The sequence below is a fragment of the Nitrincola schmidtii genome, assembly GCF_008973715.1.
In the GTDB taxonomy this organism is placed as follows: domain Bacteria; phylum Pseudomonadota; class Gammaproteobacteria; order Pseudomonadales; family Balneatricaceae; genus Nitrincola; species Nitrincola schmidtii.
The window spans coordinates 17,448-43,146 of record NZ_WBOL01000001.1 but is presented as its reverse complement, the minus strand read 5'-3'; the positions used below and the strand labels follow the sequence as shown (position 1 = coordinate 43,146).

The window sequence follows — 25,699 nt, the reverse complement described above, 5'->3', positions numbered from 1 at the left end:
TGCAGTGCTACAAAGTATCGTAGCTATGATGAATAGAAGGAAAGATTCTATGCAGAAGTACCTTTTGATGGGTTTGGCGTTATTGTTGTCCTTACCTATGAGTTCCACATTCGCACAGGACGCATATCACTTACAACCAGGTGACGAGCTCTTAATTACTGTATGGCGCGAAGAAGAGTTAAGTCGCCAATTGGTTGTTCTTCCCGATGGTCGAATTTCTTACCCACTGGTCGGCCATGTAATGGCAGCGGGTAAAAGTGCCCAAGCGCTGGAAAGCCATTTGTCTGAACAGTTAAAAGAATACATTACTGAACCACAAGTTAACGTCAGTGTAATGTCAGTGGCGGGTAATGTTGCGTTTGTCTTTGGGCAGGTCAATAGACCTGGACCTATCCAGATGTCTCGTGATCTTTCGGTGGTACAAGCCTTGGCACTAGCTGGTGGCTTTACGCCTTTCGCATCAACTGCTCGAATCAAGGTGATTCGTGAAGAAGGTGCAAAAGAGTCTGTTATCAATGTTGACTACCCGGCTATTGAGCGAAACGGTGATTTAAATACCAACATCTCCCTGCGTGCAGGCGATGTTATTATCGTACCCTGATTAAGATAGGCTTTTAAGGATGAAGTACACTTGGTGCGGCATAGTGATATTGCTGCCATTATCAGGGTGGGCGCTCGCAGCGGACACCGGTATTGAAGGTGCTGTGTCACAGTCGCTTGCATATGATGATAACTTCTTGTTCCGTCAAAATGCGGAAAGTTCGGTCATATATACCCTGTCGCCACAGTTAACCGGTTACTATCGTACGCCAACATACGTTAGCACCTTAACAGCTGCTGTAGATATTCAGCGTCACAGTGACTTCAGTGAGTATGATCGCAGTAATCCTCGTTTAGGTTGGCAGCAGAACTGGCTAAGAATCAGATCGGCTTACAATCTGGGTATCTCTTATCAAGAGGCAGACCAGCGTGCTGAAGCAGCTGATGATTTAGGCGATTTTACTACTCGAAGTAAGGTTTCCACGTTAACGTTAGCTCCAAGTTACCAATATCAATGGTCCGAGCGTGATACGGTCTCACTGTCCTTCAATTACACGGACCGAACCTACAGCGGTGATACAACGTCTAATGACAACCAAAGCTACAGCCTAAATAGTGGGTGGTCGCACAATCTGAATGAGCGAGTTTCATTGCGGGCGAATCTGGGTTATACACGTTTTGAATCTGAAGGTCAGTTGCAAAACGATACTCGATCTGACATTTGGCGAGTGAATACAGGTGTTAGCTATGATTGGACCGAAAGGACCTCATTAACCCTGTTGTTAGGGGTTACGCATCAAAAGACACAAACCAGTCTGGAAAGAGTTGCCAATACCAGTAATCAAACAGGTACATCGGTAACTTTACAATGGAATCACGAAGCCCTGCTGAACAACTATTCTGCCTCTTATACCCGTGACTTAGTACCTTCAAGTGATGGTGCAGTCCGTGAACAAGATCGTTTAAACTTAGGTTTTAGTCGCTCGTTAAGTGATCTTAGTAGAATGGCAGTGAATGCCAGCTGGTTACAATCGTCTGATGATAATGGTTCGCGCGACTACTTCTCGTTAGCACCAACCTACACGCGTGAATTTACGCGTGATCTATCGATGAATGCACGATACGAATACCGCTGGCAAAAACGCTCTACGGAAGACAGTAGTATTGATGGTAGTATCTACCGCCTAAACCTGGTGTATAAGTTTTAATTTCTTTACAAGTCAATAGGATGACCCGCTGTGCAAGACGAAAATGAAAAAGGCCTCTCGGATTATCTGGATATAATTCGGCGACGTAAATACTACTTCATCCTAACCGTTCCGGTTTTGGCATTCATAGCTATCGCTATCGCTATGTCACTACCACCCATTTATCGCTCACAAGGCGTTATTTTAATCGAGACACAGGAAATTCCGGCAGATCTAGTTCGTTCGACAGTCACCAGTTTTGCTGAACAGCAAATCCAAGTCATTCGTCAGCGGGTATTAACCACAGCGTTAATTCAAGAAGCGATTCAAAAACATGATCTCTATCCAGAGTTACGTCAGCGTGCTTCTCCATCACAGTTAGCGCAAGAGTTTCGAAGCAACGTTTCTGTTGATATGGTCAATGCTCGTGTATTAGACCCTCGTTCAGGTCGTGCTACAACCGCTAACATTGCCTTTACCGTAGCCTTTTTCGACCCAGATCCAGTTAAAGCTCAAGCTGTCGCTAATGATTTGGTCACCACCTTCCTAAGTGAAAATGTACGTGTCCGAACAGACCGTGCTGCTGAAACGACCAACTTCTTGCGTGAAGAAGCCAATCGTATGCGCATGCGTGTACAGGTATTGGAAGATCGTATTGCACAGTTCAGAACAGAGTTCAGCGATAGCTTACCTGAAATGTTAAATTTCAATCTTTCGATGATCGAGCGAGGTGAAGAGCGTTTACTGAGTATCCAAAACCAGCAGGCTCAGATTTCTGATCAGTTGCAAGTGCTTCGCATAGAGTTATCTGGCACGCCAGCTTTTTTAGCTGCGCCAGTTCAGGGTAATCAACCTCTAACGCCTGCCCAACGTCTGTCGTTACTTCAGGAAGAGCTGTCACAAGCTGCTAATCGTTACTCTGATTCACATCCCGATGTCGTTAGACTAAGACGTGAAATTCAACAGCTAGAAAGCACGGTTGGAACGAGTGGCGGTGGCTCTGCTGCGGCTGGCATGCAAAACCCTCAGTACCGTCAAATCAATTTGCAAATTGAAACCTTGCAGCGTGATTTAGCCCGTTTAGAAACACAGCGCGAACGTGTTGAGGAAGAAATTGCCATTTATCGTGAGCGTGTTTCGCAAACTCCGCAAGTACAGCGTGGTTATGATGATCTAACACGTGATTATGAAAGCGAATTGCGTAAATATAACGAACTACGCGGCAATGAGTTGCAAGCAGAAATAGCACAAAACCTTGAATCAGAAAATAAAGCAGAAAGTTTTACCCTATTAGAGCCACCACAGACCCCTTCAGAACCGGTTAAACCAAACCGTAAAAAGATTATGGCGATGGGGTTAATCCTTTCGTTTGGTGCGGGTGTTGGTTTAATGATTCTGGCTGAGATGCTAGATGGTGGTGTTCGCGGTAGAAAAACAATCGCAGAGATCATGGGAGCAGACCCACTCATCAGTGTTCCCGTCATTATGAATCCAACAGATTATAAACTGCAAAAGGCACGCATTATCGGCGCAATTGGTGTCGGTATACTTGTTGTCTTAGCGGGCGTGGCAGCCGTTCATTTCCTATTCATGAGCCTAGATATTCTGTGGTTCAAGGTTATGGGCCGAATTAATCTGATGTAAACCACGACAGTATTTGAGAGAACCAGGATGTTTCGACTTCAGAAAGCCTTAGAAAAAGCGAAAGAAAAACGTGCAGAAGTTCGCGGTAATACTGCGCATATTTCGCCATTAGAAATGATCAGCTACTCGCAAACGCGTGTGGTAGAGCTGCCAAAAAATGTGTTGGAAAAAAATCGTATTATCGCTTCTTTTCATAATGATCCACGGGCGCAAATTTTTCGCACACTGCGCACCAAAATCATTCAAAAGATGCGCACCAATAAATGGAATACACTGGCCATTACATCACCCTCCGATGAAGGCGGTAAAAGCTTAATTGCCTGTAACCTGGCGGTTGCACTAGCGATGGAAGTCAACCAAACCGTCCTGCTTGTGGATCTGAACTTACGTAATCCTAGCGTGGCGAAAAATTTTGGCATGACGCCTGAAAAAACTATTTATGACTACCTAAAAGGTAAAGCAGAACCCAGTGAGTTAATGGTTAATCCGGGGATCGAACGCTTAGTCATCGTTCCGGGTGGTATTGCTGAAGGTAACTCTTCTGAGCTGCTATCCAGTCCACGAATGAAAGCGTTTATCCGCGAAACCAAAAAGCGCTATAAATCTCGTATCGTGATTTATGATTTGCCTGCAGTGCTTCCAACGGATGATGCCTTAAGTGTATTGGGTGATATGGATGCTGCCTTGCTGGTAATCACTGAAGGGCAAAACAACCGTGAAGAGATCGAACGAGCTCGTGACCTGATCTCTATCACTAATGTTTTGGGTAGTGTATTGAACAAGTCGACTGATAAAGTCATTGATACGGCACAGGAATAGAACGGCATGTATACAGCGTTTTTTGGTTTAAAAGAAAAGCCGTTTAGCCTGACACCCGATCCGGCCTATTTATACTTGAGTAAAAACCATGCCCGTGGTCAGACCATGCTTGAATACGGTTTGATGAGTCATGCTGGGTTTACGGTGATAACGGGTGACATAGGTGCGGGTAAAACCACACTGGTGTATCACATGCTGCAGCAAATGGATGAAGATCATGTGATTGGCGTGATTAACAATACTCATTCTGCTTTTGGTGACCTGATGAGTTGGGTATTGGATGCGTTTGAAATACCCAATAATTTCCCTGATAACGCTGCGCGTTTAAGAGCCTTTACTGAATTTGTGATGGAGCAATATAGTAACGGCAAGCAGGTGATGCTGATTATTGATGAAGCACAAAACCTTTCTACCGAAATACTCGAAGAATTACGTTTGATCTCAAATATCAATATCGCTGGCGATGTGTTCCTGCAAATGATGCTGATTGGGCAGCCAGAGTTAATTGAAAAGCTGAATCAGCCTGAATTAACCCAGTTTGCACAGCGTATAGGTGTTGAGTTTAATCTTCGCCCTATGGACTTTGAAGACACGCAAGCTTATATCCGTCATCGTGTGACAACGGCAGGTTGCGATCATGAACTCTTCACGGAAAGTGCCATGGGTGTCATTTTCTGTTACGCCGAAGGGGTGCCTCGTCGAATCAACACCTTGTGTGATATGTCACTGGTCTATGCCTTTGCAGACGAACAGCCCATTGTAGATGCACCGTTGGTGTTAGAAATGATTGATGATCGCAGCACTACCGCTGTCATTCGACGCACCAAGTCGATTACACAAGAAGTAGGGCGTGTAAAACAATGGTTGGCAACTGAGTATAAACTTGAGTTAACCAACGACGTGTAAACCAAGCAGTAAAGGGAAGAAGTATCATGGATGCAGTAAAAAAAGTGGCGGTGATCATCGTCAATTACAATGCAGGTGAGTTACTGTCCGGTAATTTGCGGCGCATTATTGACTCTGCCGGAGAGGGTATTCAGCTCCATGTTTTTATTGTAGATAACCAATCTACCGACAACTCATTTGATGTTTTAACGCATAAAATAGATACCGCGCGTTTATCCAGTATCGTTACCCTGATTCAAGCAGAAAAGAACGGTGGCTTTGCATATGGGAATAATGTTGGAATGAAAGCCGCTTTAGATTCTGGTTTTGAATTGGATTACTTTTATTTACTAAACCCTGATGCTTATACTTTACCCAATGCAATTGACCAGCTAGTACAAGAGTCTAAAAGAAATGGTGATAACTGTCTTTTAGGATCAACGCTTCATAATGAAGCGCTAGAGGCAAGAACTTCAGCTTTCCGTTTCCCCAGTATCATTTCGGAGTTTCAGCGTGGTGTTCATCTCGGTATCGTAGATAGACTATTTCCTAAATCAGTGGTATCCATGCCGTTAAACACCTCAACCTTTGAATGTGATTGGGTGAGTGGGGCAGGGTTTTTCTTTAGTCGAGCAGTATTTAATCAAATAGGATTCATGGATGAGGCTTATTTTCTGTACTATGAAGAAGTTGATTATATGCGGCATGCAAAAAATCTTGGAGTAAAGATTCTTTCTGTGCCAACTTCAAAAATAGTTCATATTGCTGGCGTATCGACGCAAATTGTTGGCAGTAAAACAGAAAATAAACCCATGCCTGTCTATTGGTACAATTCATGGCATCGCTTTTATTTTAAAAACTTCTCTTCTTTATATGCAACTTGTTGTGCGATTGCATGGATTAAAGGCCGTGTGATTAATAATCTTTTATCAGTGGTTATTAAACATCGTAAACCAAAAGATGGCCACTCGATAAATCGATTCTTTAAATATGGATTGTTGGGGAAGAGTAATGACTGAGTATCAAAAAGCCCCACCTTTGCCCAAAGGTGAAACCAATGCTAATCCAGAAGGTATTAGCTTTTGGAACCTAGTTAAAGAGGACTTTAATACACACGGTTGTGATTGGTTTAGTCAGGGATTTTGGGCTGTGTTTTGTCATCGTTTTGGTAACTGGCGCATGTCTGTTCGCTCAAAAATACTTAGAGCACCCTTAACGATTATCTATCGTATTTGGCGAATATTTTGCCAATGGTTTGGTGGCATTAAATTAGATTATGTCGTTAAACTCGGCAGACGTGTTCGCATTGATCATTTTGGAGGCATTATTGTGGGTGCCCGTTCCATCGGTGATGATGTTGTTATACGTCAAAATACCACCATGGGAATAAGATCAGAATCTGACTTAGCAGCCAAACCGATCATTGGCTCAAGAGTCAATATTGGCGCAGGTGCAGTCATTGTTGGCAACATTACTATAGGTGATGATGTGATGATTGGTGCCAATAGCGTAGTCAGTTTTGACGTACCATCGAATTCAATTGTAAAAATGCCTCGACCGACAGTAATCAAGCGACCAGTAGAAAAACAACTTGGTGTTAATCATGTTGAGTAATGCTGGCTGTGTCATTATCGGACGTAACGAAGGCGAACGTTTAGTGCGTTGTCTTGCTTCTGTTCGTGATCAGTTTGCCCTAGTTGTCTATGTGGACTCAGGCTCTTCAGATAACAGTGTTAAAAATGCTGAAACTGCAGGTGCAAAAGTGGTGCGGCTTGATATGCAGCAACCCTTTACTGCTGCAAGAGCACGAAACACCGGTTTAACCTGTCTACTAGAAGAATTGCCCTCGTTGGAATACGTTCAGTTCATCGATGGTGATTGTGAATTAGTACATTCTTGGCCCCAAGCCGCATTTGCCTTTTTATCAGAACACTGTGACGTTGTAATCGTTTGCGGAAGGAGACGAGAACGCTTTCCAGAAAGTACTACCTATAATGCGCTTTGTGACTTGGAATGGGATACGCCCATCGGTGAAACATCGGCCTGCGGTGGCGATGCAATGATGAGAGTTTCAGTCTTAAAAGAAGTGAATGCCTATAATCCTGCGCTGATAGCAGGTGAAGAGCCTGAAATGTGTCACCGTTTACGAATGAGGGGCTGGAAGATCTACCGTTTAAATGAAGAAATGACATTGCATGATGCAGCCATTACGAAGTTTTCTCAATGGTGGAAACGTGTAAGCAGAGGTGGATTTGCTTTTGCCTATGTCAGTTGGATGTATCGTAAGGCCGATCAGAAAATTTGGGTAAGAGAAACACTTCGTCCTGTGTTTTGGGGGATTATATTACCCTTAGTTTTTATATTTGGTGTTCTCACTCAAATGACAAGTTTAATAGTCTTGCCACCACTTCTAATTTTGTTGCTATGGGTCAAGATCACCGCTAAATCACTGAGTACCATGTCAGCAAAACAGTCAGTCAAGTATGGATTTTTTATGGTGATGGCCAAGTTTGCAGAAGCAATGGGTGTACTCAAGTGGTTAAAGGATAAGATGTTACAGAAACGCTCAACGTTGATTGAGTACAAATAAATGGATGTAGAGTAGTGAAAGTTTTATACCTCGTTAATCAATACCCCAAAATCAGCCACACTTTTATTCGTCGTGAGATTCAGGCTTTAGAAAAGCTTGGGGTAGATGTTGTTCGCGTGACCTCAACCAATAATCCGGATGAATTGGTTGATCAGGACGATATATATGAACTGTCCAAAACCCGTTTACTGGTTAAAGGGCAGGCTTCAGCCTTATTAAAAGCACTGATCTTTGTAGCTCTGAAGCGTCCAGTTCCTTTTTTAAAAGCGCTTAAACTATCCTTTCGGATGGCTGTTAAAGCCAATTTCCGCTTTATTCATCACCTTGCGTATCTTGCTGAAGCTTGTTTGCTGCTGAAAATATCTCAGGAAGAAAAAGTTGATCATATTCATGCACATTTCGGCACCAATCCCGCTGCTATAGCGACACTAACACGCATTTTAGGTGGGCCAACCTATAGTTTTACCGTGCATGGTCCAGAAGATTTTGACCACCCTGCAGAATTATCCATGGCAGATAAAATCCACCATGCCTCTTTTGTGGTAGCGATTACCAGTTTTTGCAAAAGCCAGCTGTTTCGCTGGTGCGATTTTCAGCATTGGAAAAAAATTGAAATCGTCCACTGTGGTGTCGATGATAAAATGTTGAAGTATCCCCACCCTGATATCTCTTCGTTCACAATCGAACAGTCAAGCCGACCATTTAGATTTATTAATATTGGCCGTTTGTCAGAGCAAAAAGGACAGATGCTGCTGCTTGAAGCGATGTGTTTAGTTCATCAACAAGGTGTTGCTGCTGAGTTAGAAATCATTGGCGACGGCCCCTTTAGGCCTCAGCTTGAAGCCTACATCGAACAGCAGGGTATAGAAGAAATAGTTAAGTTGGTGGGGGCTAAAAGTGGGCAGGATGTCCGTGAGGCATTGGATCAAGCCGATGTCATGGTGCTACCTAGTTTTGCAGAAGGTTTACCAGTAGTGATTATGGAAGCCTTGGCACGGAAAAAACCAGTTATCAGTTCATTAATCGCCGGTATTCCTGAATTAGTCACGGATCAATGCGGTTGGTTAGTTCCGGCTGGAGATGCTTCAGCAATAGCTAAAGCCATGATAAAGGCGACTGCAACCGATTTAAATAAGTTGCATCGGATGGGCGAGAATGGGTATTTAGCTGTCTCTCAGCAACATGATATAGATGTCGAAGCCTCAAAACTTAAAAGTTTTTTTGAGCAGTATGAAGGGAGACTACAATGAGCTTGTTGGTATTGCTCTCAGTAGTGATTTTAGTGCTGCTATCGATACCGGTTTTGTTCTTCTGTTTAGAGGTGCTGGTAGGGTTGCGAAGTTTGGCTAAGTCACCCTCAAGACAATCAGATAAAAATACAAAAGCTATATCAAGTGTTGTGCTTATCCCTGCACATAATGAATCAGCTGTACTAGCACAAACATTGACTGGGCTAAAGTCAGAAACGGTCACAACCTTAGACCGTATTTTAGTAATTGCTGATAACTGTAGTGATAACACCGCTTCAATTGCAAGGGATAATGGTGTTGACGTTATTGAACGCTTTAATGATCAACAACGTGGTAAAGGATTTGCGCTGGAATATGCCCTGACATATTTGCGAGATCAGCAAACAGAACCAGATGTGATTGTTATTTTTGATGCTGACTGTCGATTCACTCAAGGTTCTTTAGCACAGTTAAAGCAAACGTGTTATGAGTTTGATCGTCCTATTCAATCGGCTTATCGCTTGTTAGCGCCTGAAGGGGCTGGAATCACAGCGCGAATAGCGGAATTTGCTATTCGCGTCAAAAACTTAGTTCGTAATCGTGGTCTTTCAGCCATGGGTTTTCCTGCTGTTCTAACAGGAACCGGCATGGCGTTTCCTTCTAAAGCCTTTCATCACGTTAACTTGGCAAGCGGTGAGCTTGCAGAGGATATGAAGTTAGGTGTCGATATGACGCTAGCTGGATTTCCTGCAATCTATACAGATAACGCTGAAGTATTGAGTGAATTACCGCAAGCGAGTGATGCGACAGCTACACAACGAGAAAGATGGGAGCACGGTCATTTGACAGTGATGAAATCCTATCTACCAAGACTGTTTATTAAGATGATTAAGCAGAAAAATGTGAGTTTGGTGGGTACCTTTCTAGACCTTACTATTCCGCCCCTTTCCTTATTAGTGATCGTCACGCTTGTTGCAAGTCTACCCATTGCAATGATTGGACTAATAAGCACCTCATTATATTTGGTATTTTATTCTGTAGTTTTACTGGCATTGTTAGTGCTTTTTGTTTTGGCCGCTTGGTGGCAACAGGGAAGGGATCTATTATCTACTCAAGAACTATTGCGACTGCCGTTGTTTATCCTAAGTAAGTTGGGTGTTTACCGGAAATTTGTAAGTGGACCACAAACTGCCTGGGTCAGAACAAAACGTGATGGAGAGGATAAATCGTCATGAGTGATTTAACACCTCATTACAACATTGAACACTATCATTTTCGCCAACAATGGATGTTATTAGGGTTACCTTTTGATGCAGTAACCTTGGATCAAGCCTGCGACCGCGTATTCGAAGCCATTGAAAAGCGTCAGCGCTGCTTTATTTCGACTCCTAATTTAAATTTTGTTATCAATGCGAAGCGTGATCCTGAATTTGCTAAATCTGTTTTTCTAAGCGATTTGAATTTGGCGGATGGTATGCCACTCGTATGGGCCGCGCGTTGGCTAAAGATTCCGATACCTGAGCGCGTTGCTGGTTCCAGTTTATTCGATGAACTGGTTAAGCGTAGTCACCCTGATAAACCTGTTAAAGTATTTTTCTTTGGTGGTGATCCTGGTGTAGCAGAAAAAGCATCAATTGTACTGAATAATAGCTCAGATGCAGTTGTGTGCTGTGGCTATCATGATCCTGGTCGTGGTGACGTAGCTTCGATGAGCACACCTGACGTTATCGATAAAGTTAATGCCTCCAATGCAGACTTCTTAGTGGTCTCTTTAGGGGCTAAAAAAGGTCAAGCCTGGATTCAGCATAACCTAGCGCAGCTTAATGTGCCTGTCGTGAGTCATTTGGGGGCGGTAGTTAACTTTGTTGCTGGTACAGTCAAACGAGCCCCTAAAATCTGGCAAAAATTGGGTTTGGAGTGGTTATGGCGTATTGTGGAAGAGCCTTATCTATGGAAGCGATATGCCACTGATGGATTGGCAGCGTTAAAGATGGCTGGTGGTGTTATCACGCAACGATTCAGTCGTACCTCTGATGCAAATCCTAAGGCAGAGTGCGAAGCTGAATTTGACAACAAAATAAAGGTCGTATTGTCCGGTAGACCAACAGAAAGGCAATTGCAGTCACTGTATAATGCTTTGAATGTTGGCCTAAGAACAGATGAAAAAACCATCCAAACGATAGAAATTCTTTTGGATCAGGCTGACATGAATTGTCCTGAATTGCAGGCATTTATTCAGATTATTGAAGCGACAACAGAAGCGTCAGGCATTTACTTGACCAAACAAGTTTTATAGAGGTTAGCGTGTCTATAATCAAGGAAGTGCAACAAGAATTAGCATTGCTAAAGCCATTGATTAGTTGGCCGACAATGGCGTTGTTTGGGTTTGCCTTACTGGCTTCTTTCTTTTTGGCTTTTGGCGGTCTAACCGAAGTGGTCGAGCGTTGGATCAAGCAAGAAGAGTATAGCCATGGCTTCCTTATCCCGTTAGTGTCTTTATACATTTTGTGGGAAAAGCGCCTAATGATTGCGACTGATTTTAAATCAGGCACTTGGCTAGGTATGCCCGTTATCGCTGCAGCCTTGATCATCGCATTTATCGGTGAAATTTCTGCGCTGTATATCCTTGTGCAATATTCTTTTTTACTGTTGCTAGCTGGGTTTGCTATTACTGCATTAGGAAAAGCTGCGAAACATACCGTTATTCCCATTGTATTGCTTGTCTTTGCTATACCGTTACCTTACTTCCTAGAAGCAGTGCTAACAGCACGTTTACAACTCTGGTCCTCCGAAATCGGGGTTATGTTCATCAAAATGATGGGCATACCTGTTTATCTAAGCGGTAACATAATTGATTTGGGTACATACAAACTGCAAGTGGTTGAAGCCTGTAGTGGTTTAAGCTATCTGTTTCCGTTGACCTGTTTAGGTTTTATAGCAGCTTACTTCTATCAAGCACCGTTATGGAAACGTGCCGTACTCTTCTTATCAACCATCCCTATCACCATTCTGATGAACAGTTTCCGTATCGGTGTAACCGGTTGGCTAGTAAACGGTTGGGGTATCTCTCACGCAGAGGGTTTTCTGCATGATTTTGAAGGTTGGATTATCTTTGTTGCTTGTGCTGCTATCCTGGCCTTGGAAATTGAAATTCTTGAGCGCATAACAACTCGTCGCGGTTTGTTTGATGTATTTGGTTTAAATGTGGAAAACCCGACACCACAAGCCTTTGAAGCAGCTCGTCAGCGTCAATCGGGAAGTACTTTACCTGTTCCTATGCTGGTGATGGTGACATTAACGTTTGTATTTGCGTTAGGTGTTCAAGCATTTGATCGTCGTGATGAATCGGCGCCAGTAAATATTAGCTTAGCCGCTTTTCCTGATCGTATTGATGACTGGAGAGGATCTCATGGCAATATCGACACACGAACAATTGAAGTGCTTCAGCTAACCGATTACCTAATGATGAATTTTGAACGCGAAAATGAACCCTTAGTGAACTTCTATGTGGCTTACTACGCATCTCAACGCAAAGGAGTGTCACCTCACTCTCCACGTGTCTGTATCCCTGGTGGTGGATGGGAAATAGCGGATATACGTCGAACCTATATAGATGATATTCCAGTCAACCGTGTCATTATTCGTCGCGGATTGGAATCACAGTTGGTGTATTACTGGTTCCAGGAACGTGGTGAACCTATCGCAAATGAATATGTAAAAAAATGGAACTTATTAACCGATGCTTTGAGGTATAACCGAACGGATGGTGCGTTAGTGCGTGTGGTCACACCATTCCACAGTACAGAACCGGTCGAAGTTGCTGAGCAGCGATTAAAAGAGTTTGTGCGGGCCGCCTATCCAGAGTTGGTCCAAGTCCTACCAAAGAAAGGTGATTTATGAAGGGAGAAATCTTGCGTCGTAGCGCGCTTTCACTGCTAGTGGCAGTGGCGCTTGCAGGTTGTGGTGACAAAGAGAGTAGTATTCAGGGATACCTTGAAAGTGGGCAGCAATTTCTAGAAGAAGGTGATATTGCGCGTTCAAATTTGCAATTTAGAAACGTCCTGCAAATTGACCCAGATAACGTCGATGCACATCGCTACTTAGCAGAAATAGCCGAGCGTCAAGAAAATTGGGAAGAACTGTACGCCCGTTTAATGCGCGTAGAGCGACTCGCACCTGATGATCTAGACAACAAACTTCGTTTAGCGCGTTTGTTAATTGTGGTGGGTGAATCACAAAATGCAGCTAACAAAGCGGATGAAATTCTTGAGGTTGAACCAGAAAACGCGCAAGCGATTCTTGTGAAAGCAACCGTTGCACTGCAGCAGGGCGATCCCCAAGCGGCGATGACTGAAGGTATGCGCAGTTTGATGATTGATGATCAAAGTACTGATACCTTAATTGTGTTAGCCGGCGCTCACCGTATGATGGGTGAAAATGAACGTGCGATGGCTTTAGTCGATGAAGCCCTTCAGATCAATCCTAACGAGCAAGCTGCTCGAATGATTCGCATCGAAATGAATCGCCAAAACGAACGGTTCGATCTGGTAGAAAACGACTTACGCTTTATGTTGGAAAATCAGCCAAACTCGGAAGATTTCACATTAGCCTTGGCAGGTTTGTTGAATCAATTAGATCGTAAACAAGAAGCTGAAGCTCTATTGGATTCTTTTGTACGTGAAAACCCAGGCAGTATTCGCGCAATGCGTGGTTATATTGAAATCGTTGATTCGGTTGGCGATCGTCAGCGTGCTGGACAGTTATTACGCGAATTTATTGGTCGTTCAGAAGGTGCTGATGTCACCACATTACAGTTTATCTTAGTTGAACGCTTACTGAGCAGCGATGAAACGATTGATGCGTTGCAGTTATTAGAACAGATGATGCAGTCAGAGCAGGCAACCACTCGCCATCGTGCTAGATCTCGTCGAGCAGAATTGCACTTTGCTGCCGGTGAAAACGATGCAGCTCTGGCTCAATTGACTCAAGTACTTCAGGAAGATGGTCAAAGTGAACCTGCGTTATTGGTTCGCTCTCGCTTCTTCCTGCAGGAAGGTCGGGTCGATGATGCCGTGCGTGATTTGCGTGTGGTCTTACGAAATAATCCAGATTCAGAAGCGGGATTGACGCTACTGGGTAATGCTTATTTAGGCAGTGGTTCCAATGAACTGGCAGACAGTAATTTCCGTCAGGTGCTTCGGTTAAATCCTGGTAATATCGATGCAGCCGTGCCGGTCATTACCCGTTTGTTAGCAGATGGCGATTTGGGTCGTTCAGAACAAATCTTAGTCAATGCTTTACGCAGACAACCCGGAAATGAATCGTTGCTGTCATTGCTAGCTCAAGTTCGACTCATGCGAAATGACTTTGTCGGTACCGAAGCTGTCATTGAAGAACTGCAAGCCATGGGTGGCAATAACACGGTGATTGGCGAATTCTTAAGTGGCCGAATCTTTCAGCAGCAAGGTCAACATGCTATCGCGATGACACGATTTGAATCAGCACTAGCGCAAGAACCACGTTTTCTTAGGGCATTAGAAGGTTACGCTATCAGTCAATTCCAACTGGAACAAACGGATGAGTTGCTGAGCTGGCTAAATAACCGCATTACAGCTGATCCTGAATTTTTGGGTAATTATACAGTTAAAGCTGGTTTGATGCGTGAAATTGGTGACCTTGATGGTGCGATTTCAGTGATTGATACCGCACTTCAAGTTGTTCCTGAGTGGGTTCAAGGCTATGTGCAAATGGCCGGTTTTTACCAGTTACAGGATCAGACTGACGGTGCTTTGAATACCTATTCACGTGGTTTAGAGAATGTTGAAGACCTTAGTCTGCTTGCATTAAGAGCATCACTTTTAGAGCAGCAAGGACGTTTTGAAGAAGCAATTGCGGATTATGAAGCTGCTTATGCTTTAGCACCCAATAATGCAGTTATCCAAAACAACCTTGCAGCTAATTTGCTCAGTATGGACCCCAGTGAAGAGAATGTTCGTCGTGCATTAGAACTGACACGTAACTTCCGTGATAGTGAAGAACCTTACTTCTTGGATACTCATGGATGGGCACTGTTTAACTTTGGTGAAGTACAGGATGCTGAACGCTTAATTCGTCGTGCCATTGAAGGATTGCCAGATCATCCAACAGTGAACTATCACTATGGACGAGTGCTGTTAGCGCAAAACCGCTTTGATGATGCGCGTGTGTATTTAGCCAAAGCGAATCAATTGAGTGCAAATGATGCGCTGCTGAATGCTCGCGTTCGTGATGCACTGTCAGATCTTGAAAGCGCGAATACAAGCGCTAATGCACCAACAGCGGAATAAATGGATAAGCATTCAAGGAGAGCGTAATGAAGCGTAAAGGTATTATTCTTGCCGGTGGTTCAGGCACACGTTTGTATCCTTTAACCAAAGGGGTCAGCAAGCAGTTGATGCCAATTTACGATAAACCGATGATTTTTTATCCCCTCAGCGTGTTAATGCTAGCCGGTATCCGAGAAATCTTGGTGATTACCACGCCGGAGGATCAAGCGGCCTTTGTTCGCTTGCTCGGTGATGGTTCACAGTGGGGCATTGAATTGCACTATGCCGTTCAAGAGCAACCGAATGGATTAGCAGAAGCCTTTATTATAGGAAAAGCCTTTTTGAACGGTGCCCCGTCAGCCTTAGTGTTGGGCGACAATATTTTTTACGGGCATGACTTTCAAAGCTTACTGGAAGATGCTGATTCACGAGAGTCGGGTGCTACTGTATTCGGTTATCATGTTGAGAATGCCTCTGCCTATGGTGTGGCGGAATTTGATGCCAATGGCAAAGTGATCTCGTTAGAAGAGAAACCACTCAAGCCAAAATCGAATTATGCAGTGACGGGTTTGTATTTTTACGATCATCAAGCACCCGATATTGCCGCATCACTGAATCCATCAGCACGTGGTGAGCTAGAGATTACCGATTTGAATTCGGTCTATCTAAACCAGCAGCAGTTACACATGGAAATTATGGATCGTGGCTATGCCTGGTTAGATACTGGTACCCATGCACATCTACTTCAAGCGTCACTGTTTGTGCAAACATTGGAAGATCGACAGGGATTAAAAGTTTGTTGTCCTGAAGAGATTGCCTATCGCAAAGGGTTTATCGACGCTGAAACACTTAGAAAACAAGCCGAACCGCTAATGAAAAGTGGATACGGTGCCTATTTAATGCGTTTGTTAGAGAGAGGGATTTCCAAGCCATGAAGTACGAGCCACTGGCGATACCCGATGTGGTGTTAATGACCCCCCAAGTGTTTGGTGATGAACGTGGTTTCTTTATGGAAACCTTTCGTCAACAGGCTTTTGAAGAACACTGTGCGAAGGTCAGTTTTGTACAGGATAACCATTCACTGTCCAGTCAGGGAATTTTGCGTGGGCTGCATTACCAACTAGAAAAACCGCAAGGTAAGCTAGTGCGTGTGACGCAAGGTGAAGTCTATGATATCGCGGTTGATCTGCGACGCAGTTCACCAACCTTTGGGCAATGGGTAGGGGTTTATCTGTCCGCTGAAAACAAACAACTGCTATGGGTTCCACCGGGTTTTGCGCATGGTTTTTACGTCACCAGTGAATCCGCTGAATTTGTCTACAAGTGTACCGATTATTTCAATCCGGGCGACGAATATACGCTACAGTGGGATGATCCGTTGCTGGGTATTGATTGGCCATTAGTGAAGGGTGAAGCGCCACAGTTATCAGCGAAAGATCAACAAGGCCTAAGCCTGTCGGAGACGCCAACCTATGAGTAAGCGTATATTGCTGACTGGTGCAAAGGGCCAACTTGGTTCTGAAATACGCCAACGTGTCGCTATGATGCCATTGGTTTATGAGCTCATTTCAACCGATATGGACGAGTTGAACATTGCCGATCAAGATCAGGTTGAGCGTGCGTTACAAGCCTATCAGCCGGACGTGATTATCAACGCTGCTGCCTATACCGCCGTAGACAAAGCTGAAAGTGAACCGGATATTGCCTTTGCGGTTAACGCCAAAGGACCTGAAAATTTGGCTATAGCGGCGAGCAGTCATAAAGCACGTTTAATTCATATTTCTACCGATTATGTCTTTAATGGGCGTCACTACGAACCTTGGAAAATCAATGATCCGGTTGAACCGATCAATATCTATGGTGAGAGTAAACTGGCAGGAGAGCAAGCTATCCAGCGTCACTGCCCAGAAGCTCTGGTTATTCGCACTGCGTGGGTATATTCAAAGTACGGTCATAACTTTGTTAAAACCATGATCAACCTGATGAATAGCCGTGATGAGTTGAATGTGATCTATGATCAGATAGGCACGCCGACTCATGCAGGCCGCTTAGCCGAGATCTGTTTAAGTGCCGTCGATCAGCCACAATTTCAAGGACTCTATCATTGGACCGATGCCGGCGTGGCTTCCTGGTATGATTTTGCCAATGCAATCTATACGCTGGGTAGTCAGCTAGGCTTGGTTCATAACACCTGTCAGATCAATGCCATCACCACGGCGGATTATCCAACACCGGCACAACGGCCCAATTTTTCAGTAATGGATTGCCAACAAACACGCAAAGATTTTGGTTTCGCGCGTCATTGGCGTGAACAACTACATATGATGCTACAAGAATTACAGCAAGAGGAAGTCAACGCATGAAGCGTATGATGGTCACCGGTGGAGCAGGGTTTATCGGCTCCAATTTTGTCCATTATTGGATGGAACAGTACCCTAATGATGTTGTGTTGGTGGTTGATGCACTGACCTATGCCGGCAACATGGCTAATCTAGATCCTGTACAACAGCATCCCAATTTTATGTTTGTTCAGGCTGACATCTGCGATACCCCCCAAATGGAACAACTGCTTCGTGAACATCAGCTAGATACCATCGTTCACTTAGCGGCTGAGTCTCATGTGGATCGTTCTATCACAGGACCAGACGCTTTTCTAGAAACGAATATTATGGGTACTCACAGTCTACTAAAGGCGGCTCGTCAAGTTTGGATTACCGAAGGTCAGTGTCCAGCACAACATCGTTTTCATCATGTATCCACTGATGAAGTCTATGGCACCTTGGCACCAGAAGATCCCGCCTTTACCGAAGAAACCGCCTACGCGCCGAATTCGCCCTATGCGGCCAGTAAAGCGGCATCTGACCATTTAGTGCGTGCCTATCATCATACCTATGGCCTGCAAGTAAGCACCAGTAATTGTTCCAATAACTACGGGCCTTACCATTTTCCAGAGAAGCTGATTCCACTCATTATCACTAATATTTTGGCGGATAAGTCTCTGCCAGTTTATGGTGATGGTAAGCAAGTGCGTGACTGGCTGTATGTTACCGATCATGCTCGCGGTATTGAAAAGGTATTGCAACAGGGTAGAGTGGGCGAGAACTACAATATCGGAGGCCATAATGAATGGCACAATATCGATATCGTCAATTACATTTGCCAGATGATTGATAAGGCTTTTGCAACTGACAAGGCGCTACAAGAACGTTATCCCGAAGCTATTTCGGCAATCGCCGGTCAGTCTGCCCGTTTGATCACCTATGTCAAAGATCGTCCAGGACATGATCGTCGCTATGCCATTGATGCACGTAAATCCAGCGAAGAACTGGGTTATCAACCCCTCGAAAGTTTCCAATCGGGTATCGAAAAAACCCTGAACTGGTATTTAGATAATCCACAATGGTGGCGTGCTGTCATGGACGGTAGTTACCGCGAATGGATTGCTAAACAATACGCTTAAACTGGATCGCTCAAGGAGAGCATGGATGAAGATAGTACCGGTAGTGCTAGCGGGTGGTTCTGGCTCGCGTTTGTGGCCCTTATCTCGTAAAAGCCGTCCGAAGCAGTTTTTACCGCTGTTGTCAGATAACAGCATGTTGCAGGATACCTTACTGCGTTTAAAGGGTTTGGATACCCTTGATCCCATCGTTATCTGTAACGACGAACACCGCTTTATGGCCGCAGAACAGTTGCGCGAGCTAGGTGTGAATGCTCAAATATTACTAGAGCCCGTCGGTAGAAATACTGCCCCCGCGATTGCTTTAGCCGCACTTCATGCGCAGCAGTATTACCAAGAGTCTGTCGTGTTATTGGTCTTGGCGGCCGATCATGCCATTCAACAAGTCGATGCCTTTCAAGCAGCCGTTAAAAAAGCGACTGAAGTAGCCGCAACCGGACGTTTAGTGACCTTTGGTATCGTACCAACCTATCCTGCGACCGGATACGGCTATATATATGCGGGTGAAGCCTCAGTAACCGGAATTGTCAGTGTCAAAGCGTTCGTAGAAAAACCAGACCAAAACACGGCTGAATCCTTTATTTCCAGTGGTCAATACTTCTGGAACAGCGGAATGTTTGCTTTTCAGGCCAGTGACTATCTAAAAGAGTTAAAAGCGCACCGTAACGATATTTTCCAGTCGTGTGAATTAGCCATGCAACAGGCCAGTGTTGACTTGGATTTCATCCGAGTACCGGTTGAAGCCTTTACTGCGTGTCCATCCGACTCTATAGATTATGCAGTAATGGAAAAAACCCAACACGCCAGCATGATGCCAATGGATGCCGGATGGAGCGATGTGGGTAACTGGGCGTCGTTAAGTGAACTTAAAGCAAAAGATGCTCAAGGCAACGATACCCAAGGCAATGTTTGGCTAGAAGACAGTGCAAACAACAGTATTCACGCCACCAACAGAATGGTTGCCGGTATAGGGATTAACAACCTAATCATTGTCGAAACCGACGATGCAATCTTGGTTGCGGATAAAACCTCATGCGAGTCCATCAAAACATTGGTCAATCGCCTAATAGAGGCTGGTCGGACAGAGCCAGAAACCCACAAAGAGGTCTTCCGTCCTTGGGGTAAGTACATATCACTGGGGGAAGGTGAAAGATTTCAGGTGAAACGTATCACCGTGAAACCCGGTGGTAGATTGTCATTACAAAAGCACTACCACCGTGCAGAGCATTGGATAGTTGTTTCTGGTACAGCTCAAGTGGTGCGTGGTGACCAGTCTTTTTTAGTCACCGAAAACGAATCGACCTATATCCCTTGCGGTGAAATTCACCGACTCGATAATCCCGGTTGTATTGATCTAGAACTGATCGAAGTTCAGTCAGGTTCCTATTTAGGTGAAGATGATATTGTTCGGTTGGAAGATGTGTATGGCCGAAGTGTCTGAACAAACAAAAAAGCAAGTATCGGCAACTGAGCCTGATTGGAGTCGAGAGACATCCAAAAATTACTGGAACCCAGTGGTGCGGTTGATACGATCAATTCGTTTCTATCAAAAATACCAAAATAAGCCATTTTTGAAAGGGCTTAAATACTTTGGTGTCGTTCGTTATCGGTTTTGGTCAGTTGTTTCTGGTGCTGATATTCCACTTAACTGCAAAATTGGCGGTGGTCTTTTGATACCACACCCTAATGGCATTGAGATTCATCCAGATGCTGAAATTGGTCCAAATTGTTTGATTTTTCAGCAGGTATCTATTGGAAACAATGGAAGAGGTGTGCCGAAACTTGCTGGGCATGTGGATCTTGGGGCAGGCACTAAGATTTTAGGTGATATCATTATTAATAATCACTCAAAGATTGCTGCAAACGCTGTGGTATTAAGAAATGTTGATGAGTATGAAAAAGAAACAGGTGTTACTGTGAAATGATAACATATTTTAAGAAGAATAGACTCAAGCTCGCCGCATTAATAGTTGCACTGGATGTCGTGCTAGGACAAGTAATTAGATTAGGTAGTAATTTAATTCTAACTAGGTTACTCGCACCTGATATGTTTGGTGTAATGATGATAGCTTTTATTTTTCTAGCTGGAATATCTATGCTATCAGATCTTGGTTTAAAAGATAAGTTTATTCAAAGCAAGAATTCATATAATGAAGGCTTTATAAATACATGCTGGAGTATGCAGGTTGTAAGAGGAGGTATAATAAGTCTTATAACAATTGTTTTAGCTATAATTCTTTACTACTTGAATGTAATGGGGTTTGTTAAAGAGGATACTGCTTACTCAGCACCAGAATTGCCAGTTATACTTGCACTCATTAGTTTAACATCATTACTAAATGGATTTAATTCGATTGCAATGTACGACCATAGTAGGAACTTGCGCTTAATAGTTCTAGCGAAGATTCACTTGATTTCTCAATTAGTATCAACAGGAATGATGTTGATTGTAGCTCTATACTATAGGGAAATATGGGTTTTGCTGATTGCGCCTTTGTTGGATGCAGGCATTAAACTGTTTCTAAGTTATTATTACTCTGGAAATATGAAGGCAAAATTTGAGTTTGAAAAGAAAAGCTTAAAAGAGATAGTGAGTTTTTCTAAATGGATATTTATCGGTTCTAGTCTAGGCTATTTAGCCCTGAATGCTGATAGAATATTGTTAGGTATATTTTTGACAGCAGAAGAACTAGGTGTTTTTTCAATTGCTTTTATGTTGGCGATGGCAGGAAAAGAGTTATTCTCCAAAATTGTAAAAAGTGTTGCTTATCCAAAACTTAGTCAAATTGCACGAGATAAGCCTAGTGAACTAAAGTGTGTAATGTACTCATTAAGAATGAAAATTGACATATTAACGTATTCAACTGCTGGTTTTTTAGCTGGATTTGGTAGCATTATAATCCTAGTGCTATACGATGAAAGATACACTGATGCAGGGTGGATGTTAGAAATAATGTCATTAGCATTAGTATTTGTCGGTTTGAATGTAAGTCAACAAGCGTTACTTGCAATGAGTAAAGCTTTTTCTTTTGCCTTAATACATGTATTAGGAACGATCTATGTAATAGTTGGTATACCTCTGGCTTTTCATTTTTATGGTATTCAGGGGGTCATTCTATTTATTGCTACTAAGTCCATAGCAACAATGCCAATTTTGTTCTATTTGCAGCATAAATACGGTTTGCTTAATTTGAAAAGAGAGATTATTGCCTTTCCTGTATTGATTGCTTTTTACTACATAGGTTTGTATGGGAAAAACTTAATTTCTGATATTTGGTTATAACAATGGCGAATAATTTTGCATACATTTCTATAGTGTCTTGGCCTTTGATAATGTTTTTACTATTCAAAGTCTTTAGTATACAAAAAGCAGTATTGTTGTCGATGATAGGGAGTTATTTGTTTTTACCAGCGTCGTTCGAAATAAACTTCACTGGATTGCCAGCATTAAATAAAAATACAGTTACAACTATTATGTTGTGTCTAATTCTTTTTTTTAAAAAAGAAGGAATTGGATTTAATGAGCTTGATAAGAAAACTTTTTTTGTGTTTCTATTATTTTTGCTATCACCATTTATTACCGCTTCCCTCAATTCTGAACATTACATGCACTTACCTGGGGTTACTCTCTATGATGGGTTAGCTCAGTCTGTAAGTGCATTTTTAATAATAGTTCCATTTTTAGTAGGTGCAAGATATTTTAATACTTTCACATCACAAAAGATGCTTTTTACCTTTCTTATTGTAGCTTGCTTGGTTTATATTCCATTTATGTTATTTGAATTAAGAATGAGTCCGCAGATACACCGAATTGTATATGGTTATTTTCCTCACTCTTTTATACAGCAAGTTCGTTTTGATGGGTATAGGCCAGTTGTTTTTTTAGGCCATGGATTATTAGTTGCAATGTTTGTAGCGGTATCTTTAATAGCATTGCTAACAGCAATTAGGGCTAAAGTAAATATTATAGGTAGTAAACAGCTATATATATTTTTTCTTATGTCAATAATGTTGATTTTAACTAAAACATACGGTGCTTTATTGTTATTTATTTTTGCTGCAACATGTATTTATTTGTTTAAGTTTCGGAATATTTCTATAATATCTATGTGTATATTAGTTTTATATATATCTTATCCTCTTATGAGTGCAAATAAAATATTTCCACATGAAACAGTAACTAGCATGGTAGCAAAAGTTAGTAGTGAACGAGCCCAGTCATTAGAGTTTAGATTCTTTCATGAAAACCAGTTGCTTGCTCATGCAAATGAAAAGCCTATCTTTGGTTGGAGTAGTTGGGGAAGAAATAGAGTATATGACCCAGAAACTTTTCAAGATTTATCAGTAACGGATGGCCGCTGGATAATTACATTAGGTATTAGAGGCTGGTTTGGGTTCTTAACTGAGTTTTATTTTGTTTTTATAAGTATATGGTGGGCTTCTAAAATAACAAGAATTCGAAGTCAGTTAACAAGTGAGCAAAATATGTTCATATCTGGACATTTGCTAATTGTTACAATTATTTTAATAGATCAAATACCTAATGCATCTTTAAGTTTTTTTTATTGGTTAATCATTGGTAGTTTATACGGTTTAACAAAAAAAGAATACAATTCAAAGACGTTTGTTAGATGACGTTGATAAATTTTATATGGATAAAAATATGAAAATATGGGCTGCTTGGTTACAAGGTAGAAATAATGCGCCTCACCATGTACAAACAATATTTAAGCTTTGGGAAGATTTGAATCCTAATCATTCGTTTCATGTTGTTGAGAATATTGAAGCAGAAAAGATTATTGAAAGCTTAGGCATTCAACAAAAGGTCATGACACCTCAAGTGAAGACTAATATTGTAAGAACTTACCTTTTATCAACCGAAGGCGGTGTATGGGTTGATTCAACTCTTTTACCTACAAAACCTCTTGATAGTTGGCTTAATGACGAGTTGAAGAAGCAAGGTTTTTTTGCATTTAACTCTTCAGGCGCACCCGAGTTAGTTCTACAAAACTGGTTTATTTATGCAGAAAAAGATAATCCGTTAATATCAGGCTGGTTAAAATATTATGTTGATTATTTCCAGAGCACTCGATACTATCCATCGGTAAAGCGCGCACTATATCATTTAAAAATTATTGATTATTTAAAATATAAGATAGCTTTAAAAAATAAAGATTATACATACTTTGTCGATAAGGAAAGAGGAAGAGCATGTTCATTTTATCCCTATGCTGTTCATAATTATAATTTTTATTATATGCTTAAACAAGAAAAAGATTTGTATGATATCTGGCATGCTGTACCTAAGTTGTATAATCTTTTGCCTTGTTTTATCGGTAGGAGTGGCTCAGACAAAGAAACGCCTGATAATAATTTTGTTGAGTTAGCACTGGAAGCTTTAAAAATATCACCTGTTCATAAATTGAATCATCGTGATGCTAGATTTATTACTTTGATAGATGAGGCTATTAAAAGAAAATTAATCGAATATAATTTTTAGATTATAAAATTTAATAGATTGATGTTTATGGCTATTATTGTTTTTTATTTGTGTCCATATTCCTAATGCTGTAATTATATAACTTCAAAAATTTATTTTGCACTGTATCACGTAGATAAGTCATAAATTTAATTAGTAATCTTTGGAGACAATACGGTTATGAAAATTGCTATTGCAGGTACAGGCTATGTAGGTCTTTCAAATGCTATGTTGTTAGCTCAACACAATGAGGTTGTTGCATTAGATATAGTTAAAGAAAAAGTAGATTTTCTTAATAAAGGTCATTCCCCAATTGTTGATCCCGAAATTGAATCCTTTTTACAGAATAAAGAATTAAATTTTCGTGCAACCTTTGAGCCAGAAGTTGCTTTCGAAAATGCATCATATGTCATCATTGCTACACCAACGGATTATGATCCTAATACCAATTACTTTAATACTAAAAGCGTTGAAGATGTAATTAATTCAGTTATTCGGATTAACCCTGATGCAGTAATGATAATAAAGTCTACTGTTCCAGTAGGTTATACAGATGACGCTTCTATTCGCTTGGGTACTAACAATTTAATTTTTTCACCTGAGTTTTTAAGAGAGGGTCGTGCTTTATATGATAACCTTTATCCTTCACGTATTATTGTTGGTGAGCAATCGGCACGTGCAACAAAATTTGCTAATTTGTTGAGGCAAGGTGCCATAAAGCAAGACGTCCCTGTATTGTTTACTGGGTCTACCGAAGCTGAAGCCATTAAGCTGTTCGCAAATACTTATTTAGCTATGCGAGTCGCTTACTTTAATGAACTAGATACCTATGCTGAATCTCATCTATTAAATAGTAAGCAAATTATTGAGGGTGTTGGCCTTGATCCTCGTATTGGTGATCATTATAACAATCCAAGCTTTGGTTATGGTGGCTACTGTTTGCCTAAAGATACAAAACAGTTGCTTGCAAACTATGATGAAGTACCTAGTAACCTAATTCGTGCAATAGTTGATGCAAATACAACTCGTAAGGATTTTATCGCGCAATCTATCCTTAAACGTAATCCAAGTGTTGTAGGTATCTATCGTCTAGTGATGAAAACTGGTTCGGATAATTTTCGAGCGTCTGCTATTCAAGGAGTAATGAAGCGTATTAAGGCTAAAGGTATAGAGGTTGTTATATATGAGCCAGTTATGCAGGAAGATAGCTTTTATAAATCTCGTGTGATTAAAGATTTAGAACAATTTAAGAAAATTAGTGATGTCATTGTTGCTAACCGTCCATCTGATGTTCTATTAGATGTGATGGGAAAAGTTTATACACGAGACTTGTTCGGGCATGACTAGTATTATTTAATAGTAGATATAAGGTGATCCTATTGGATTACCTTGCCAGCATTAATATAAATTCTATCTATTATATTGTTTATTCGCATATACAAAAAAGGTTTAATAGAAGGAGAGTGTGTTTTTTCAAGTAACAAAAATTATGTTACTTAGTCGACCCTGAAAAATATCTAACTCAATGATCTATAATGCTTTATAATTTGATTCATATGATCGT

The 25,699-nt window shown here is 41.8% G+C and carries 23 protein-coding genes; all 23 read left to right on the top strand.

What is annotated here, in order from left to right:
- Positions 1–49 precede the first annotated feature (49 nt).
- Positions 50–601 (top strand): polysaccharide biosynthesis/export family protein, encoded by a 552-nt coding sequence (locus F7R24_RS00175; RefSeq protein ID WP_168926742.1) that lies wholly within the window; start codon positions 50–52, stop codon positions 599–601.
- 19 nt (positions 602–620) lie between these two features.
- A complete protein-coding gene (locus F7R24_RS00170) occupies positions 621–1,748 on the top strand; it encodes a transporter (protein ID WP_151669225.1) in 1,128 nt (375 codons plus the stop codon).
- A gap of 30 nt (positions 1,749–1,778) precedes the next feature.
- Positions 1,779–3,371, top strand: coding sequence for a GumC family protein (locus F7R24_RS00165; RefSeq protein ID WP_151669224.1), 1,593 nt, complete (start codon positions 1,779–1,781; stop codon positions 3,369–3,371).
- A 27-nt stretch (positions 3,372–3,398) separates the two neighbouring features.
- On the top strand, positions 3,399–4,190 hold the full coding sequence (locus tag F7R24_RS00160; protein ID WP_151669223.1) for a CpsD/CapB family tyrosine-protein kinase: 792 nt from the start codon (positions 3,399–3,401) through the stop codon (positions 4,188–4,190).
- A 6-nt stretch (positions 4,191–4,196) separates the two neighbouring features.
- Complete coding sequence (locus tag F7R24_RS00155; RefSeq protein ID WP_151669222.1) at positions 4,197–5,096, top strand: ExeA family protein; 900 nt, start codon at positions 4,197–4,199, stop codon at positions 5,094–5,096.
- A 26-nt stretch (positions 5,097–5,122) separates the two neighbouring features.
- Positions 5,123–6,094: a glycosyltransferase gene (locus tag F7R24_RS00150; RefSeq protein ID WP_151669221.1), complete on the top strand. Its 972-nt coding sequence runs from the start codon at positions 5,123–5,125 to the stop codon at positions 6,092–6,094.
- Positions 6,087–6,689, top strand: coding sequence for a serine O-acetyltransferase (locus F7R24_RS00145; protein ID WP_151669220.1), 603 nt, complete (start codon positions 6,087–6,089; stop codon positions 6,687–6,689). The genes F7R24_RS00150 and F7R24_RS00145 overlap by 8 nt, the downstream gene beginning before the upstream one ends.
- Complete coding sequence (locus F7R24_RS00140) at positions 6,679–7,665, top strand: glycosyltransferase family 2 protein (protein WP_151669219.1); 987 nt, start codon at positions 6,679–6,681, stop codon at positions 7,663–7,665. The genes F7R24_RS00145 and F7R24_RS00140 overlap by 11 nt, the downstream gene beginning before the upstream one ends.
- 14 nt (positions 7,666–7,679) lie before the next feature.
- Positions 7,680–8,915 carry a glycosyltransferase family 4 protein gene (locus F7R24_RS00135; protein WP_151669218.1) on the top strand — a complete coding sequence of 412 codons (1,236 nt, stop codon included), beginning with the start codon at positions 7,680–7,682 and terminating at the stop codon, positions 8,913–8,915.
- On the top strand, positions 8,912–10,129 hold the full coding sequence (locus F7R24_RS00130) for a glycosyltransferase family 2 protein (RefSeq protein WP_151669217.1): 1,218 nt from the start codon (positions 8,912–8,914) through the stop codon (positions 10,127–10,129). Before F7R24_RS00135 ends, F7R24_RS00130 begins: the two co-directional genes overlap by 4 nt.
- Positions 10,126–11,190: a WecB/TagA/CpsF family glycosyltransferase gene (locus F7R24_RS00125; RefSeq protein ID WP_206057441.1), complete on the top strand. Its 1,065-nt coding sequence runs from the start codon at positions 10,126–10,128 to the stop codon at positions 11,188–11,190. Before F7R24_RS00130 ends, F7R24_RS00125 begins: the two co-directional genes overlap by 4 nt.
- Positions 11,191–11,198: 8 nt before the next feature.
- Positions 11,199–12,794 (top strand): VPLPA-CTERM-specific exosortase XrtD, encoded by a 1,596-nt coding sequence (gene xrtD / locus F7R24_RS00120; protein ID WP_206057440.1) that lies wholly within the window; start codon positions 11,199–11,201, stop codon positions 12,792–12,794.
- Positions 12,791–15,220 (top strand): tetratricopeptide repeat protein, encoded by a 2,430-nt coding sequence (locus tag F7R24_RS00115; RefSeq protein ID WP_151669216.1) that lies wholly within the window; start codon positions 12,791–12,793, stop codon positions 15,218–15,220. Before xrtD ends, F7R24_RS00115 begins: the two co-directional genes overlap by 4 nt.
- A 26-nt stretch (positions 15,221–15,246) precedes the next feature.
- Complete coding sequence (rfbA, locus tag F7R24_RS00110; RefSeq protein WP_151669215.1) at positions 15,247–16,134, top strand: glucose-1-phosphate thymidylyltransferase RfbA; 888 nt, start codon at positions 15,247–15,249, stop codon at positions 16,132–16,134.
- Complete coding sequence (gene rfbC / locus F7R24_RS00105) at positions 16,131–16,679, top strand: dTDP-4-dehydrorhamnose 3,5-epimerase (RefSeq protein ID WP_151669214.1); 549 nt, start codon at positions 16,131–16,133, stop codon at positions 16,677–16,679. Before rfbA ends, rfbC begins: the two co-directional genes overlap by 4 nt.
- On the top strand, positions 16,672–17,562 hold the full coding sequence (gene rfbD, locus F7R24_RS00100; RefSeq protein WP_151669213.1) for a dTDP-4-dehydrorhamnose reductase: 891 nt from the start codon (positions 16,672–16,674) through the stop codon (positions 17,560–17,562). Before rfbC ends, rfbD begins: the two co-directional genes overlap by 8 nt.
- Positions 17,559–18,659, top strand: a complete 1,101-nt coding sequence (rfbB, locus tag F7R24_RS00095) for a dTDP-glucose 4,6-dehydratase (RefSeq protein WP_151669212.1) — start codon at positions 17,559–17,561, stop codon at positions 18,657–18,659. The genes rfbD and rfbB overlap by 4 nt, the downstream gene beginning before the upstream one ends.
- 25 nt (positions 18,660–18,684) lie before the next feature.
- Positions 18,685–20,097 carry a mannose-1-phosphate guanylyltransferase/mannose-6-phosphate isomerase gene (locus F7R24_RS00090; protein WP_151669211.1) on the top strand — a complete coding sequence of 471 codons (1,413 nt, stop codon included), beginning with the start codon at positions 18,685–18,687 and terminating at the stop codon, positions 20,095–20,097.
- Positions 20,081–20,581 (top strand): serine acetyltransferase, encoded by a 501-nt coding sequence (locus F7R24_RS00085; RefSeq protein WP_151669210.1) that lies wholly within the window; start codon positions 20,081–20,083, stop codon positions 20,579–20,581. The genes F7R24_RS00090 and F7R24_RS00085 overlap by 17 nt, the downstream gene beginning before the upstream one ends.
- Positions 20,578–21,939, top strand: a complete 1,362-nt coding sequence (locus F7R24_RS00080) for an oligosaccharide flippase family protein (protein WP_151669209.1) — start codon at positions 20,578–20,580, stop codon at positions 21,937–21,939. The genes F7R24_RS00085 and F7R24_RS00080 overlap by 4 nt, the downstream gene beginning before the upstream one ends.
- Before the next feature lie 2 nt (positions 21,940–21,941).
- Positions 21,942–23,291, top strand: a complete 1,350-nt coding sequence (locus F7R24_RS00075; protein ID WP_151669208.1) for a hypothetical protein — start codon at positions 21,942–21,944, stop codon at positions 23,289–23,291.
- Positions 23,292–23,319: 28 nt separating this feature from the next.
- Positions 23,320–24,156 carry a capsular polysaccharide synthesis protein gene (locus tag F7R24_RS00070; protein ID WP_168926741.1) on the top strand — a complete coding sequence of 279 codons (837 nt, stop codon included), beginning with the start codon at positions 23,320–23,322 and terminating at the stop codon, positions 24,154–24,156.
- A 159-nt stretch (positions 24,157–24,315) separates the two neighbouring features.
- Positions 24,316–25,482, top strand: a complete 1,167-nt coding sequence (locus F7R24_RS00065) for a nucleotide sugar dehydrogenase (RefSeq protein WP_151669206.1) — start codon at positions 24,316–24,318, stop codon at positions 25,480–25,482.
- Positions 25,483–25,699 lie beyond the last annotated feature (217 nt).